Origin of the sequence: Brumicola pallidula DSM 14239 = ACAM 615, assembly GCF_000428905.1 — a bacterium.
GTDB classification, from domain to species: domain Bacteria; phylum Pseudomonadota; class Gammaproteobacteria; order Enterobacterales; family Alteromonadaceae; genus Glaciecola; species Glaciecola pallidula.
On record NZ_KE386819.1, the window covers coordinates 1 to 16944 of the forward strand.

General features: G+C 42.5%; 15 protein-coding genes. 11 read left to right on the plus strand and 4 right to left on the minus strand.

Features of this window, described 5'->3' with window-relative positions:
- On the plus strand, positions 1-441 hold a 441-nt coding region (locus tag G399_RS0119345), incomplete at its 5' end, for an RNA-guided endonuclease InsQ/TnpB family protein (RefSeq protein WP_026843565.1).
- Between the two features lie 111 nt (positions 442-552).
- Here the strand turns inward: G399_RS0119345 and G399_RS0119350 are convergent.
- The gene (locus G399_RS0119350; protein ID WP_006014955.1) at positions 553-1473 is read right to left on the minus strand and encodes a glutaminase; all 921 of its coding nucleotides are present in this window, start codon (positions 1471-1473) and stop codon (positions 553-555) included.
- 33 nt (positions 1474-1506) lie between these two features.
- Positions 1507-2175 carry a glutathione S-transferase family protein gene (locus G399_RS0119355; protein ID WP_006014958.1) on the minus strand — a complete coding sequence of 223 codons (669 nt, stop codon included), beginning with the start codon at positions 2173-2175 and terminating at the stop codon, positions 1507-1509.
- Between the two features lie 115 nt (positions 2176-2290).
- Here G399_RS0119355 and trxC point away from each other — a divergent pair, with 115 nt between their 5' ends.
- Positions 2291-2719, plus strand: coding sequence for a thioredoxin TrxC (gene trxC / locus G399_RS0119360; protein WP_006014961.1), 429 nt, complete (start codon positions 2291-2293; stop codon positions 2717-2719).
- A gap of 20 nt (positions 2720-2739) precedes the next feature.
- Here trxC and G399_RS0119365 read toward each other — a convergent pair whose 3' ends face one another.
- On the minus strand, positions 2740-3432 hold the full coding sequence (locus tag G399_RS0119365) for a cupin domain-containing protein (RefSeq protein WP_006014964.1): 693 nt from the start codon (positions 3430-3432) through the stop codon (positions 2740-2742).
- 170 nt (positions 3433-3602) lie between these two features.
- Positions 3603-4829 (minus strand): flavin monoamine oxidase family protein, encoded by a 1227-nt coding sequence (locus G399_RS0119370; RefSeq protein WP_006014966.1) that lies wholly within the window; start codon positions 4827-4829, stop codon positions 3603-3605.
- A gap of 174 nt (positions 4830-5003) precedes the next feature.
- Here G399_RS0119370 and G399_RS0119375 point away from each other — a divergent pair, with 174 nt between their 5' ends.
- The 9 genes from G399_RS0119375 (at position 5004) to G399_RS0119415 (ending at position 16919) form a co-directional block, all read left to right on the plus strand.
- Positions 5004-5552, plus strand: coding sequence for a TetR/AcrR family transcriptional regulator (locus tag G399_RS0119375; protein ID WP_006014970.1), 549 nt, complete (start codon positions 5004-5006; stop codon positions 5550-5552).
- 214 nt (positions 5553-5766) lie between these two features.
- The gene (locus G399_RS0119380; protein WP_006014973.1) at positions 5767-5997 is read left to right on the plus strand and encodes a FeoA family protein; all 231 of its coding nucleotides are present in this window, start codon (positions 5767-5769) and stop codon (positions 5995-5997) included.
- A 1-nt stretch (position 5998) separates the two neighbouring features.
- Entirely contained in the window at positions 5999-7870 is a 1872-nt protein-coding gene (gene feoB, locus G399_RS0119385) for a ferrous iron transporter B (protein ID WP_006014975.1), read from the plus strand.
- Between the two features lie 443 nt (positions 7871-8313).
- Complete coding sequence (gene nirB / locus G399_RS0119390) at positions 8314-10878, plus strand: nitrite reductase large subunit NirB (protein ID WP_006014976.1); 2565 nt, start codon at positions 8314-8316, stop codon at positions 10876-10878.
- Between the two features lie 160 nt (positions 10879-11038).
- The gene (gene nirD / locus G399_RS0119395) at positions 11039-11407 is read left to right on the plus strand and encodes a nitrite reductase small subunit NirD (RefSeq protein WP_026843909.1); all 369 of its coding nucleotides are present in this window, start codon (positions 11039-11041) and stop codon (positions 11405-11407) included.
- Positions 11408-11424: 17 nt separating this feature from the next.
- The gene (locus G399_RS21110; protein ID WP_006014980.1) at positions 11425-14187 is read left to right on the plus strand and encodes a nitrate reductase; all 2763 of its coding nucleotides are present in this window, start codon (positions 11425-11427) and stop codon (positions 14185-14187) included.
- Positions 14184-15077, plus strand: a complete 894-nt coding sequence (gene cobA / locus G399_RS0119405; RefSeq protein WP_006014981.1) for a uroporphyrinogen-III C-methyltransferase — start codon at positions 14184-14186, stop codon at positions 15075-15077. Before G399_RS21110 ends, cobA begins: the two co-directional genes overlap by 4 nt.
- Before the next feature lie 16 nt (positions 15078-15093).
- Positions 15094-16200, plus strand: coding sequence for a glycosyl transferase family protein (locus tag G399_RS21115; RefSeq protein ID WP_006014983.1), 1107 nt, complete (start codon positions 15094-15096; stop codon positions 16198-16200).
- A 95-nt stretch (positions 16201-16295) separates the two neighbouring features.
- Complete coding sequence (locus G399_RS0119415) at positions 16296-16919, plus strand: ANTAR domain-containing response regulator (RefSeq protein ID WP_006014984.1); 624 nt, start codon at positions 16296-16298, stop codon at positions 16917-16919.
- Positions 16920-16944: the final 25 nt, after the last annotated feature.

The window sequence follows — 16944 nt, forward strand, 5'->3', positions numbered from 1 at the left end:
CAACGCGCTAATAATAAAGCGCGTGTAAAAGCTATTCACGCAAAGATTAAAAATCGCAGAAAAGACACTCTGCATAAATACAGCCGCAATTTAGTGAATGAAAATGCGGCAATATTCGTTGGTAACGTCAGTAGCAAAAAGCTTGTAAAAACGAAGATGGCAAAATCCGTTTTAGACGCAAGTTGGTCGGCACTTAAGGTAATGTTGGAATATAAATGCGCTCACGCAAACATTATTTTCGAAGAAGTTAACGAATCGTACACCACCCAAACATGCTCGTGTTGCGGCTCACGCCTCAACAGCCCAAAGGGTAGAGCCGGTCTTGGAATAAGAGAATGGACATGTGAGTGCGGTGTCACTCATGATCGCGATATCAACGCGGCACGGAACATTCTTGCGGTCGGACTAGATCGTCTTGCAGAAGAAAAGGTCGCAGCATAGCGCTGCCCTAGTCTTTGAGCTGTAATAGCTCTTAGAATCCCCTTGCTTTAGCTGGGGGAGAAGTCAAGCCTTCTGGTTTACGTTAAAACCCTCGTTGATGTCTAATTAAAACTAGTCACCAAACACCGACCATCCAGTTTTAGACGCAAATAACTCAAGTGCTTCAGTGCCAAGTTTACTATTTCCTATAACATCTAAGCCGGGTGACCAAACCGCAATTGATGCTTTGCCTGGCGCAATGGCTAATATACCGCCGCCAACGCCACTTTTGCCCGGCAGTCCGACTCTAAAAGCGAACTCTCCTGAACCATCGTAGTGCCCACACATTAACATTAATGCATTGATACGCTTTGCGCGTTGCGGTGACACGACAGCATAACCGGTAGTTGGATTGATGCCATTATGGGCCAAAAATAGTCCTGCTGTAGCAAGTTGATGCGTATTCATGGCAATTGAGCAATGATGAAAATAAGTACCTAATACTGCTTGTACGTCGTTTTCAAAATGACCAAACGAGGCCATAAAATAAGCCAATGAAGCATTGCGGGTTCCTGTTTCAACCTCAGAGCGCGCTACTTTTTCGTCAATAACAATACTCTCATCATTGGCTAAAAAACGAATAAATTGGACTATTTCAGCTAAGCTTTCTTTGGGTTTATGGCCTTGCATAATGATGTCTGCAATAGCGATCGCTCCAGCATTAATAAATGGGTTACGTGGCTTGCCATGTTCGTGCTCAAGCTGAACGATAGAGTTAAATGGGTCGCCGGATGGCTCGCGGCCAACACGTGACCAAATTGCTTCTCCTAACTTCCCCAATGCCAAAGTAAGCGTAAATACTTTTGAGACACTTTGAATGGAAAAAGTCGTTTGCGCACACCCAGCACTATAGGTTTCTCCGTTTGGCAGTGCAACGCTAATGGCAAACTGGTTTGGATCGATTTTTGCGAGTTGAGGAATATAAGATGCTACCTTGCCTTTCTCCGCAGATTGCGCCATTTGCTGTGCTATTTCATCAAGAATTGATTGCAAGGCCTCTCCAAGTGTAGATTGTTCAAGTAAATTTTAGGTCTTCGCAAATGCTTTTGCTAAATAGGCCTTGAAGTCGGGTTGAGCTGCGGCTTGATCTTTCGCTATCGCCCTCGCTTCTGGCATAGCGTTTAACTTTGCAAATAACTCTTTTGCACCAGGCGCTTCGGCAAACAAGTCGATTTCAAATAATTTTTTAGCTACAGCTGATGCTAAACTCATTGAATATAAAAAGAATATATCAGCGGCGGTCATTTTATCACCTGCAAGGTAGGGGGAAAATGAGGCTGCACGGGACAGCGCTTGTATACCATTAAGCAGTGCACGTTTTACTTCGCTCTTAGTTTGTTCATGCACGGGCACACCAAAAAAAGCTTCAGAATGGCAGCGTCGAGCAGGCAATTCTATATACAGTTCTACTATTTTCATTAACTCTCTAATTCTGGCTCGTTCGTAAGCTGAGCCAAAAATTAGTGGATTCGCAGGGGATAATTCATCTAAGTATTCAAAAATAACATTGGTTTCGATTAACACGCCATCTGCCGTCTGTAGTGCGGGTACTTTTCCGGTTGGGCAGATTGCGAGGTACTCAGGTGTTTGATTCGGATAGGTAATAACCGCTTCATATTCAATGCCTTTTATGGCCATCGCTAGTTTAATCATGTTGTAATAGTTACTGACGTCAAATCCGTATAATTTAAGCATTGTGTTGTCTCAATCAATATTTTTAGTAGTATCGTACTGTTGCGTTTTATTGCTAAATTTGCAACATTCAAATTCTTATAGTGAAGTATCATTTTTTTAAACCTAAGGAAAATCCATGAATATTGTTTGTGCACATTGTTCGTCAACTAATCGCATTCCAGACGATAAAACTCACGAAGGTGCTAAATGCGGCAAATGCGGTGAAGCGATTTATAGCTCCAAGCCAGTTGACCTAGATGACAGTAGTTTTTATCCCTATGTTGAAAAAAACCACATGCCCGTCGTCGTCGATTTTTGGGCAAGCTGGTGTGGGCCATGCAAAGCAATGGGACCCGCATTTGAAAGTGTAGCAAAAGAATCTGATGGTATTTTGTTTGCAAAAGTAAACACTGAAGATGCAAATGCAGTATCAGCTGATGCTGCTATTCGCTCTATTCCAACGCTAATCTTTTTCCATAAAGGCAAAGAAATTAACCGAATTTCGGGTGGAATGGGGGAAACACAATTAAAACAATGGATAATGCAAAGCCTACAAAAGATTTAAAAACCAAGACTAAGCAAAGCCTAGGCGCTTTTAACTCGTTTTATTTGATTTTCAATATCCGGCAAACTACCTGTTTTAATCCACATCGTTGCGCCTTCACTTGATGCTTGAAGGTGTAATTTTTGTCCCACAGGGACGCGCAACCAGTCATGCTTACTTAGCTGAACTTGATTATGTATAACGCTGCCATTAAGGACTAATACCTCATTACCATCCGTTGCGTCGCTTTGCCATACTTTATTACCAGACAATTTGATGTGCATTACTTGTTCATAATCATCACTAAACAACAACCGTTCGACTATATTGTTTCCATTGTCTGCAAAGGTGATATCCGCCTGATCCATCTGGATATTGACATGCAGGCGATCCTCGGGCTGAAATTGCCACAGCTTTACGAAAATAACACAGCCTGTTTTCGAACCAGGTTTATGCCTTGACTGGGGTGGGTTACGCACGTAGGAGCCCATTGGATAGTCACCATCCTCATCTTGAAATACGCCATCAAGGACAATGAATTCCTCACCACCGCTATGAATATGAGGTGAAAAATGACTGTGCGGTGCATACCGAACAATGCTCGTCGCCCGAGCAATCTCAATACCCACTCGGTCAAGTGGTTTTCTATCAACACCTGGCATGGGCGATGCGAGCCACACTTGGTCTATTGTATGCACGCTGGCAAATTTTGAAAAGTCTGCGTTTATTTTCATATGGTCCTCGTTACTCAATTAAACCGTTAGCCTTGGCTTGTGACTACTAGGCAATTAGTAACTCTCGCTATGTTACTAATTGCTATGTTACTAATTGCTATATTACTAATGCCGCCTAGTGTATCACTCGTTTAATTTGCCTATCTATAAGTAGGTAAATTAAACGAAAGTTACGGTACTGTCAAAAGTATTTCCTCTACGGCGTTTGTTGCTGCTAAAATTGCTCCTTCCATATAGCCGGCTTCGCGTTCAGAAAACTCACTGGTCGCCAGGTGAAGTTTGATCTGTTGGAGGTGAGGTTGTTCAGATGCAAGATCAATATGCGGGTGCATAGGCGCTTGTGTTTGATCAACAGAGTTTGCTGTAAAAATATCGCTTGCCCAGTCTTTATAATAGGTTTGTTGGTACTCATTTGCTTTTAGTCCGAAGATGCTAGCCAGTTGTGATAAACAAGCGTTTTTCATTTGCTCAATAGAAACTTGTTGGCGATGCGCAAAGGGAATACCGATGAAGCCAAATAAGGCAAAAACTGAGTTACCACTATCATCTTCAAAAGACGCATCATGTATTTCACCCATAGGTCCAACATGACTGAAAGCTTGTCCAGATAACCCACTTTTACGCCAAAAGGGTCTGCTATAAGTGACAGCAAATTTTGCTTGGGCTGCCATCCATGTCGGTACTTGCTCAAATTTATTGTTCAATACCTGCAGGAACGCTTGCTGGATAACTGCCTTCTCATGAAATATATCAGGCACTTGTGTACTAGAGCCTGTGGTCGATTCGTGGTGTTCAAACGACAGTTTATGGGCGATCACTCTTGGCGGTACGGCAATAACTAGGTGCTCAAAGAAGGCTGAGGAAATAGTAAGTTCTTCCGGTGTCGCTGTTGACTTGTCCTTTTCTAGCAAGCCACATTGTGACTTACTGGTTTGCATTTTGATGTGCCAATATTGGCCATCATATTGTAATGAATTAGCGGTGGTTGATAACCTGATATTTTGCTCATCAATATTCTCGCTCAACAAATCTATTAATCTGCTTGTGCCCCCAAATATACGATACATCACGGGCGGTGCAACTCCGCTGAAAGGCTCAGGTTGCTGGTTCGCGCTGCGCTGAAACAAAGCGTCACCTGAGTTATATTGTTCAACCAATTGTAAACCAAGACGAGTAACCAGTTTCTGTATTTCTTGCTGATGAGGGAATATCCACGAAGGACCAAGGTCAATTTTGTAGTCATCAGATTGGGTGTTTTCGCCGTATATCCGGCCTCCGAAAATAGCTTTTGCTTCAATTATGTCATACGTAATATTGTGCTGCGTGAGCAAATAGGCCGTATAGATGCCGGCGAGTCCGCCACCGACGATACCAACCTTGGGATGATTCTTTTTCATGTTTTATCTACTTACCCACTATCAAGTTTTTAATAATGACAAGATTAATACCTATTGATAGGTAAGTATAGTATTGTGTTTATATAGTGAGTCGCCAAAAAAGGTGTCGTCTCAGTTTCACGACTCAGTTTCATGACTCAGTTTCATGATCATAAACAAGTGTGGAGAATGCAGATGAGTAAAAAAGAAGCCATACTAAATGCAGCAGAAAATAAAGCACGATCAGGTGGCTATAATAATTTCAGTTTTCGTGAGTTGGCGAATGAGGTTGGTATCAAAAGTGCGAGTGTACATTATCACTTCCCTACGAAAGCGGATTTAGGGGCTGAACTTGCAAAACGATATACTGAGAATTTTCTTCAAGCGCTTGGCGAGCCTGCGCTATTAATTGCGCAAGGAAAAGATCCTGTAGAGCGTTATATAGAGTTATTTCGACATGCGCTTATTGCGGATAAAAAAATGTGTTTGTGCGGATTGTTCGGCGCTGAATCAGATGCACTACCTCAAAAGGTTAAACGGTACACCACACTTTTTTTTGAAAAGAATATTGATTGGTTGCAATGCGCTTTTGAAAAATTAGAGGGCAGCACCACGGTTAAAGCTCGAAATAAAGCCATCTTTGTATTGTCTTTACTGGAAGGCTCAATGATGATGAGTAAAGTGTTAAACACCAATGAAATATTCAGTATTGCCACTAAATTTATTGAACCCAGCAAGCACTAATTGTTTATATTCTTTTTTTCTTTACATCTGTTTGCGCTATATCAAGTTCCTTGCTGGATATTCGCTTTTTTTGGGAAGTATACTTGATATTAACCTGAATAAGAATTATTCTTGTTTGCCTAATTATCTATTCATTGAATAAGCTTCCTTAGTGAGTGTGCTTTTCGCGCCATCCTTCTGTTAACTATTATTCAATGCTTTAAAAGAGAGCAGTATGACGGTCTGGGATATACCTTCAAAACAATCAGCTTCTATTAAAAGCCTTTGCACTGCTATGCATGCAGATGTGGCTATCAGACTGCAGGAAATGGGTTTTGAAGAAGGACAGTTAATTACTTGTATAAAGCGCACTGCTTTTAATGGCCCAACGGTTATTCAATTGGGTGATTGTATCTATTCATTGGAACAAAGTGTTGCTAACCATGTAAACGTTAGCGCGCTCTAAAATGCAAAAAATTCTTCTTGTTGGTAAGCCTAATTCGGGCAAAAGTCTGCTGTTCAATCAATTAACCGGACTAAGGCAAAAAGTCGCTAATTTTCCGGGTGTTACGGTTGAGCTAAAAAGCGGTGTTTTTAAAGCCTATCGGCATACTGCCAATCCCCAAAGCGGCCAAGTCCTGGATGCTAAACAACAATTTGAACTCATCGATTATCCCGGTACGTATTCCTTAAAGTCATGGTCAAAAGACGAAGCAATTGCTATTGAGCAATTACTCGCTGCAATGTCAGATGAAAAGACCAGTGTGATTTTATGCAACCTCGATGCTACTCGCATGGAGCGTTCACTAGTGTTCGCCTTACAAGTTCAGCAAATTTCGAAGCAGCATAATAAAACGGTGGTATTTACATTAAACATGGTTGATGAGCTTTTACGCTTCAATCATAACCTTGACACTATTAAGCTAAGCGAAAAGTTGGGAAGTCCTGTTTATGCTGTGTCTGCCAAAACCCTAATTGGGATTAGTGACTTGCAAAAAGGACTGAGTAAAATCGCTATTTCGCCTCAGGAGTATCGGGTAAAGCCAACTGATATTAATCAGCAGTCTTTTGCCACTGCCGCTAAAATTCTCGCCAAGGAATTTGCAATTCCAGCGGATGTCGTGCTTAAAAGGCAAAATACAATAGATCGCTTTTTGCTCAATTCGGTGTTTGGTGGTATTGCCTTTTTACTCATTATGTTCTTTTTGTTTCAAAGTATTTTTACGTGGGCAGCGCCGCTAATGGATGCAACAGAGGACGCCATTGGTTTCCTTGCGGGAGTTGTTTCCGGGCTTTTAGGCGAGGGCTTAGTAAACGACTTTATGACTGACGCGGTATTTGGAGGCTTAGGCTCATTTCTTGTTTTTGTGCCACAAATAATGATACTAACACTCATTATTGGCTTGTTAGAGGACAGTGGCTATTTGGCACGAGCGGCACTTATTTGTCATAAGCCGTTGAGCTTTTTTGGTTTGTCAGGTCGCAGCTTTATTCCTTATTTATCAGGTCATGCCTGCGCAATACCAGCAATATTAGCCGCAAGGACGATTGAGTCTCCACGTAAACGCTTTGTGACTATGCTTACCGTTCCTCTTATGTCTTGTTCTGCTAGGTTGCCTGTTTATGCACTCTTAATTGCTGTCCTTGTGCCTGATGTTAGTTATTTAGGGGGCTGGGTCAACCTGCAAGGCGCTATGTTTTTTGTGTTGTATTTATCCGGCATTTTAACCGCACTTATTGTCAGTAGTGTGCTTAATAAAATGACCGAAGGGTCCGAAGAGCTTCAAGATATGCCCTTTATACTAGAACTACCTTCGTATCGATTACCCCATTGGCAGCCTCTGTTCTATCGAGTTGTTAACAGTGGTATTCAATTTGTTAAGCGGGCTGGTCCTATCATTTTTGTGGTGTCCTTGATTATTTGGACTTTAGGATATTTTCCAAATAATGGTGATTTGCAAAACTCTTACTTGTCGGCAATTGGGCAATGGATTGAGCCTGTTTTCACGCCTCTGGGTTTAGATTGGCGTTATGGTGTTGCGATTTTAGTTTCATTTTTGGCGCGTGAATTATTAGTTGGTGTGTTGGGTACGATGTTTAGTATGCAAAACGCCGATGATAATATTGCAGGCTTGGCTGCAAACCTCGAGGCTGATGGTCTTTCTCTAGCATCCGGTGTGGCCTTGCTCGGGTTTTATGTTATTGCATTGCAATGCGTAGCTACCGTTGCAACGCTTAAGTCTGAACTGGGTAAAAGTCGCTACGCATGGGGCGCTTTTCTTGCCTATGGAGTGCTTGCTTATCTTGTTTCTATGTTGTTATACATGGTTTTATCCTAACGCCTATTGTTTCTCGCTCTTATAGTAGTTAAAAGCTGTTTTGTCGGCGTATTTAGTCACTTAGCTCCAATGATGAATGCGCCCTGATAACGCAAAATTGTGCAATTTTGGTGCGTGCAATACGCTTGCGATTGTTTTTATATCTCTAACTGCATGAAAATACGATAAAAAATATATTGGCATATTTAGTGAACAGTAATATGAGATGCGACGACTTTTGCAAGAACAGCGCAAAACATCATCGTTCACCGTTTTAGCGGGATTTTATGTTTTTAGGCGATCCATACAGCAGCCTAACGTTGAATTTTAAAGTAAGTCATTGCAAACGCAAAACCAACATATTTTATAGTCAATCGATGACGGTTGATTTATAACGGCAACGAAGCCCGCAGCAGATCATTGATCGGCTGTGGGTTTTTTTATGCCCGAAAAAGGAAAGAAAGATGGTGAAGTCAATTATTAGTAACGTTCCTAAGGACAATATCGTCGTTATTGGCAACGGCATGGTAGGGCATCATTTTGTACAGCAATTGCGAGCAAAAAGTCCAGATACCTCGATTCGAGTGTTGTCGGGCGAGCCACGTTTAGCCTATGACCGAGTTCATTTATCTGAATTTTTTAGTGGTAAAACAGCTGATGACTTAGCAATGACCACACCCGCAGAATATGCGTCACTGAACGTGAGTTTTCATACCGAGGCTTGGGTAACCACGATTGATAAAGTAAGCAAAATAGTCACTATCAAAACAGGTCAACAGTTTTGCTACGACAAACTTGTTTTAGCAACGGGTTCATACCCTTTTGTTCCTCCTATTCCTGGTAATCAGCAACAGCATTGTTTGGTGTACCGCACAATTGAGGACCTTTATGATATTCAAGCCTCCGCACAGGTCAGTAAAATAGGTGTTGTTGTTGGCGGCGGTCTATTAGGTTTGGAAGCAGCGAATGCGCTCAAGGAAGCCGGTCTTGAAACACATGTTGTCGAATTTGCACCGCAGCTAATGGCGGTGCAACTAGATACCTCGGGTGGCCGATTGCTACGAGACAAAATTAGTGCACTTGGCGTTGAAGTGCACACTCAAAAAGCGACCCAAGAAATTGTTGCCGGTAACAGCTGCAGATATCGCATGAATTTTGCTGATGGTACCTTCCTTGAAACTGACATGATCTTATTTTCTGCAGGCATTCGTCCCAGTGATTCCCTCGCTAAAGCACACGACTTAGCCATGGGCGAACGCGGAGGCATTGTAATTGATGATTATTGTTTAACCTCAGATAAAAATATTTATGCAGTGGGTGAATGTGCGCTTTGGCAACAACGAATATTTGGCTTAGTTGCACCAGGTTATACGATGGCCAGAGCAGCTGTCTCGCATATTCTGAATGGAGAATCAGATAAAACACTCAAGTTCCAAGGTGCTGACATGAGCACCAAACTTAAGCTGATGGGTGTTGAAGTTGGTTCCATTGGTGATGCTCATGCGAAAACCCTGAACGCACTGTCTTATACTTATGAGAACCAGCCTCTGGGCCTATACAAGAAAATAGTGGTTGATGCCACACAAACTAAACTGCTTGGCGCTGTGTTAGTCGGTGATACAAGTGACTACGATACGTTACTTCAATATGCACTTAATGCGATTGATTTACCTGAATTTCCAGAATCATTAATCCTGCCTTCTACCGGTGATGCAGACCCTGCAATAGGCGCTGACGCTTTGCCCATGACCGCAACAATATGTTCTTGTCACAATGTCTCCAAGGGCGACATTGTAACTGCAATAGACCAAGGTAGTTATACGCTCAGTAGCGTTAAGTCTTGTACCAAAGCCAGTTCTGGCTGCGGCGGTTGCGCTGCATTGTTAAAGAAAGTTGTTGATACTGAGTTAGCTAAGCGCGGTGTGGAAGTGAAAAAAGATGTCTGCGAACATTTTGCCCACTCACGTCAGGAATTATTTCATATCGTGAAAGTTGAAGGCATTACGTCCTTTGATGTATTAATCGAGCAACATGGCAAGGGTCTAGGTTGCGAGATATGTAAACCCCTGTCGGCGTCTATTTTTGCGTCGGTTTATAATGACTTTATTTTACAAAAAGAACACCTAGGTCTGCAAGATACCAATGATATTTTCCTTGGCAATATGCAAAAGGACGGCACTTATTCAGTCGTGCCTCGCGTTCCTGGTGGCGAAATAACACCTGAAAAGCTGATCCTACTGGGTGAAGTTGCGCGCGACTATCATCTTTACACAAAAATTACGGGAGGCCAACGGGTGGATTTATTTGGGGCTCGGGTTGAAGACTTGCCGGATATTTGGGAACGCCTTGTAGTGGGTGGCTTTGAAACCGGACATGCCTATGCGAAATCGCTGCGCACCGTAAAGTCTTGTGTTGGCAGCACGTGGTGTCGCTTTGGAGTGCAAGATTCAGTTGCACAGGCCATCGACTTAGAAAACCGTTACAAAGGCTTGCGTGCACCACACAAGATTAAATTTGGCGTATCCGGTTGCACTAGGGAATGTGCTGAAGCACAAAGCAAAGATATAGGTATTATTGCCACAGAAAACGGATGGAACTTATACGTTTGCGGTAACGGCGGCATGAAGCCAAGACACGGCGATTTATTCGCAATCGATCTAGACACTAAAACCCTGGTCAAATATATCGATAGAATACTGTCTTTTTACATCAAAACAGCAGATCGTTTGCAACGCACTTCGGTTTGGATGGACAACATGGAAGGTGGGTTAGGCTACCTTCAAGACGTTGTTATTAATGATGTCTTGGGCATTGCAAGTGAGCTCGAGGCACAAATGCAAAATATTGTAGATACGTACCAATGTGAGTGGAAAACCACCATTGAAAATCCGCAGTTGCGTAAACGCTTTCGCCAGTTTGTTAACAGCAATCAAAAAGACAACAACATCACGTTTGTGCAAGAACGCGGTCAAATCAGACCCGCGACTGAAGAGGAAAAAAATACCATTAATATTGTAGAACGGGTGTAAGAAAAAGCGCATACGCACAGCAATAACTAACCAAGCGAGAACCGTAATGACAAACGCACTTACTAAGCATCAACACAACGATAGCAGTACAATCCACCCAGATAGCACAACTAGCATAGCAAAGACGCAGTTATGCATTTCTCAGATAAGCACTAATGAGATGGACGGCGAACAGTCTATGCAAAGAGTATGTGAATTATCCGACCTTGCACCCAACTCAGGTGTGTGTGCTTTGATTAATAATGTTCAAGTAGCCATCTTTCAATTAGTCGATAGTAAAAGCCAGACAAGTGTTTATGCATTAAGCAATTGGGACCCAATAGGTAAAGCAAATGTTATGTATAGAGGGCTCATAGGTTCTATTTCAGATGAGCCTGTGATTTGCTCTCCTTTATATAAACAACATTATTCATTAGTGACAGGGCGCTGTTTTGAAAGTGAAGAGATGCATTTGTCGGTATATAGGTGTGTTGTTGAAAATCAGCATGTTTTTGTTGGTCTCGCTGATGCCGCGACATTTGCAGCATAGCTCTGGCAGATACAAAGATGTCGATTCAAAACAATTCTTCGGTAAAGGTAATCCAAACAACCTGTCCATATTGTGGTGTGGGTTGCGGTATTGACGTTGAGGTTAAGGCTTTAAGTCTAGTTGGCTCGGCTGCTCATCCTGCTAATTTTGGTCGATTGTGTGTTAAAGGCGCCCATCTTCTAGAGACAATCTCACCTGAAGGGCGTTTGTTGCAACCTGCTATTAATGGCCAAACTGCGTCTTGGGATGAAGCGACCACGCTGGTTGCATTAAAACTCCAACAAACCATTGCTGAATATGGTCCAGACTCCGTCGCATTCTATGTCTCCGGCCAGCTTCTCACTGAAGATTACTATGTAGCAAATAAACTAATGAAGGGCTTCGTAGGCAGTGCCAATATAGACACTAATTCTCGCCTTTGTATGTCCTCAGCGGTTGCTGGCTATAAGCGCGCTTTTGGCGCAGATGTCGTTCCATGCAGCTATGAAGATATAGATCAAACAGAACTACTCGTGCTCATTGGGTCTAATGCTGCGTGGACACATCCAGTGCTTTTCCAGCGCATGGAGCAAGCAAAAAAATCTAATCCGGCGATGAAAATAGTGGTTGTTGACCCAAGAACGACGGCGTCCACCGCGCAATCTGACTTGGACCTACATATAAAGTCCGGTACTGACACCATACTATTTAACGGGCTACTGAATTACTTAAAACAAAAAGAGGCCATTGATCGTTGTTTTGTTTTGGAAAATACCGACTTTGCAGACGCGGCATTTGATGCGGCAGAACCATATTCACCTGAAAAAGTAAGTGAGTTGTGCGATGTTGAGTATGCCAAAGTCCTTTGTTTTTTCGAATGGTTTGCAGCGTCGACCTCCGCCATTTCATTTTATTCGATGGGTATTAACCAATCCGTTTCAGGTGTTGATAATGCCAACGCCATTATCAATTGCCACCTTGCGACAGGTAAAATTGGTAAGCCAGGAAGTGGTCCTTTCTCAATAACGGGTCAACCGAATGCCATGGGTGGTAGGGAAGTTGGCGGTCTAGCAAACATGCTAGCTGCGCATATGGAGATTGAAAACAAACAGCACAATGCACTCGTAGAACGCTTTTGGTCAGCTGAGAATATGGTTAAAACCAATGGACTAAAAGCAGTAGATATGTTTGAAAAATTGCATAAAGGTGACATTAAATTTATCTGGATAATGGCCACAAACCCAGTGGTGAGTATGCCTAATAGGCAAAAAATTGAAGAAGCACTGCTCGGATGCGATACCGTTGTAGTGTCCGACACGGTGAGTAAAAACGACACACTTAAGTTTGCAAATATTGTGTTACCAGCCACAGGCTGGTCTGAAAAGGACGGTACTGTTACCAATTCTGAACGCAGAATATCAAGACAACGAGCGATATTTTCGCCCACCGGGCAAGCTCGACATGATTGGCAAATTATTTGCGATGTTGCTGCTAAAATGGGGTATCAAAAAGCATTTGCATTCACTCATGTTAGCCAGATCTTTGCTGAGCATGCGCAGCTTACCGCCTTTGAGAATAATGGTGAACGTGCTCTTGATCTGTCTGCACTTGCGGATCTGACGAAACAGCAGTACGACGTATTACAGCCCATTCAATGGCCAGTAAACAAAGCGAACCCGAAGGGCTCATCGAGAATGTTTATGGATAATAAATTCTTTACCGATAACCGTAAGGCTAAATTCGTCGCGATCTTACCAAAACCTCCAGAGCAAGTGACTTGCAAAGCGTTTCCGCTGGTATTAAATACCGGACGCGTTCGTGACCAATGGCACACAATGACAAGAACCGGTAACGCGGCTCGTCTACATCAACATACTGCGCAAGCACAACTCAGTATTCATCCAACTGATGCTGCAATTCTATGTTTGCATGAGGGCGATTTAGTGTCACTTCGGGCGCAACATAGTCCACTGCCGGTTATTCTGCCTACCCTCATATCAAAAAACCAAAGGGAAGGAGAGCTGTTCGCTCCAATCCATTGGTCTAAGACCTGGTCATCCCATGTCAATATAACGAGTTTATTTACCGATGCTAATGATAAAATTTCAGGACAACCTGAGCTCAAACATGCGGCAGTCAGCTTAAAGAAAACCGCGGTAAAAGCGCAAGGTTCCTTATTTGTTAGCCACGAATGGCCTGAATTATTACTCAATAAAATTTGTGATTACTGGGTCAAGATTAAATTGGAAAATGGCTATCATTATCATATTGCTTTGTTGGGTGCATTTGAAAGGCAGAGTGTTGCTGAGGCTAAAAATACGCCTGACACCTCAGAACCAATTAGTTTGAGCAATTGGTACGCTCAAATAAGCGCTCATATTATACAAGATTCTGAAATCCAAACACTGACGTCAGCTTCCCAGCTTATCGCTGTTAACATTGATCAAGAAGCGCTCTCTATGCTGGTTGTTTTGCATATGCATGGCAAAAACGCGGTTAATGATGTTCTTGAATATCAAATAGACGCCAACTGGTTAAGCACGTTGCTAGGCAAGGATGTAGTTTTTGCGAGCGATATTCGCGACTTATTAAGAAATTGTCCAGCTGAAGAATTCACCCAGGGTAGATTAATCTGCAGCTGCTTCAGTGTGCGCGAGAAAACAATTAGTGATGCGATTTCTCGGGGTTGCAACACGGTTGATAATCTGGGTAAACAACTGAAGTGTGGTACCAATTGTGGTTCATGTAAGTCTGAATTATCAAGCTTGATTAAAGTGACACAAATGGAGGAGCCAAAATGACCACATCAATGAATAATATAGTAAATGCAGGCATGGACTTCTTCAAAGTAGGTTGGCAGCAATTTTGGATACCTTCCCAAAAATCTAGGGTGGTGGTGCACAGAGCTAAGACGCAAGCAAAAATAGGCTCTGTCGCTATTGTAGGTGCGGGCCCAGGCGATGCAGAACTATTGACAATTAAGGCTTACAAAGCGCTGCAAAATGCAGATGTTGTGCTGTTTGATTGGCTAGTAGATGAGTCAGTGTTAAGAATTATCCCAGCGCATATTGAAAAAGAGTTTGTTGGTAAACGAGCGGGTAAACATAGCATGCAGCAGACAGATATTTGTCAGCGTATTTTACTGCATGCAATGGCGGGTAAAAGGGTGGTTCGCCTGAAAGGAGGCGATCCTGCAATATTTGCGCGCACCGTTGAAGAAACTCAGATGTTAAACCAATATAACGTGCCTTTTTGTATTATACCGGGTATTACTTCGGCGTCTGGCGCATCAGCTTACACCGGTATTCCACTTACTCACAGAGAGTGCGCATCGTCGGTTAGATTCATTACGGCAAGTCTTAAAATCCCATCTTCAGAACCGAATTGGAAAGAGTTGGTGAGTAGCAGTGAAAATCAAACAATGGTTTTCTATATGGGTTTAAAGAAACTTGATCTGATCTGCTGCCGACTAATTAATAATGGCCTTGCAACATCGTTTCCTATTGCTGTCGTCGATAATGCATGTACGCCAATACAACGTACTGAAATTGGCACCATATCAACAATTACTCGACAAGTAGAAGAGGCTAAATTCACTGGCCCCGCGATGATTGTGGTAGGTAAAGTTGTAGATTACAAGCAGGCCGTCACCTTGGCATTAATGTATACTGTTTCAGTCAACCCATATTAAGGAGCTTAACCGAACCTTGAATATTAATCCTCCTCAACATTTAGCAGCTAGCGCTTTCGTTCCTTATTTACAAGCAGTGGGTCGTGGGCAGAGAAGTGGACGCAGTCTAAGCCAAACTGAAGCGTGTGATGCGATGACGATGTTGCTTGAAAATCGAATTACACCTGAGCAGCGCGGTGCGTTTTTAATGCTTTTGCGCGTTCGCGAGGAAACTGCCGAAGAAATTGCGGGTTTTACTCAGGCCTGCAGGGCAACGTTACCTTATGCACTCACCAAAAATGTGGGCCAGAAAAATAGCGAAACCATTATCGATTTGGATATAGGTGCTTATGCGGGCAAGCGTCGACAGCTTCCGTGGTTTCTTCTAGCGATAGCCTGCTTGGTTCAGGAAGGAGTGAAAGTGGGCATGCATGGCACCCAAGAGCCAGAGTCGCAAAGATTATATATTCAATCTGTTTTGTCACAATTAAGTGCCAGCACACAAGTACACAATGAGCATTTAAAATCCCAAAAAAATCAATGGCAAGCTGCGTCTATAGGAAGCATTAAAAGCAAAATTAAACATCAAGGTTTTGTCTATGCCGACCTGTCACTTCTGCATCCGCAATTGGATGAACTTATTCAACTTCGTAAATTTTTTGGTTTGCGCTCATGTGCTAATACGTTGGCGCGTTTACTTAATCCATTCAACGCAAGCTATTCATTACAAGGTGTACATCACAAACATGTGGATGATAAACACGTGGAGGTTGCCAGGCTGTTGAATGAAAGACACATCGTTTGCTTTCGAGGAGAAGGAGGAGAACCTGAGGTTGATCCATCAAAAGAAACCATCTTAAAAATCTGTCGTCAGGGCAATGTCGAGCATATTAGTTTAATACCAGAGCAACGCTGGGAATTAAAACCGAAGGCGTTGGATGTGAAAACCTTATCGTCGGTGTGGCAAGGTGCGAGCATGCACAGTTATGGTGAAAACACGGTTATTTCAACACTTGCAGCACTGTTAATTTTACTTGAAAATAAAAATCAAGAACAAGCATTCTCAGAGGCGAATAAGCTTTGGAAAGCAAGGAATAGCAGTCGTTTCCTTGGTGTTAATACGCAATCACCAAGCCGTTTATGATGCTATATAATCAAACTTTAGGTACTTTTAATAGCAGTTGGCTGGTTCTTTGCACACCAATTAACTCAATTTGATATCTTTCCTCTTTGCGGTCAATGAATAAAAACGACTCACATCACGAAAACACAACTGATAAGCGTGACAAGCTGAGTATTCTGCTCATCGACGACGACCAAACTCGTGCTTCTGAGTTGATCGCCGCATTGGAAAACTCACGTTATCAGGTAAATCATTTAGTGAGTTCAGGCGCATCCTTATTAAAACAGGTAGATGACTTAAAGCCTGATATGGTGGTTATTGACATCGAGTCCCCAGACAGAGATATTCTCGACAGCCTGCACACCCTTTCTAACTTCAATCCTAAACCTATTGTTATGTTCTCTGAACAAGAGGATGCCGACATTATTACACGTTCAGTGAAATCTGGAGTCAGTGCCTATGTTTGTGGCAATGCTGACCCAAAAAGAGTTCGCGCTATTTTGGACGCTGCATTGGCCCGTTTTGAAGACTATCAAAGTGTTAAGCAAGAGTTGGTGAATACAAAACAAGAATTAGAAGCGACAAAGATCATTGATACAGCAAAGCGTTTATTAATGAAATCAAGGAATATGTCTGAAAATGAGGCGTTTCATGCACTACGTAAGATGGCTATGGACACCGGACAAAAAATTGAACAGGTTGCGAAAACGTTGATATCTGTTCTTAATACAATTAAGTAGAACGGCACTTGGCAGAGTGCATAAC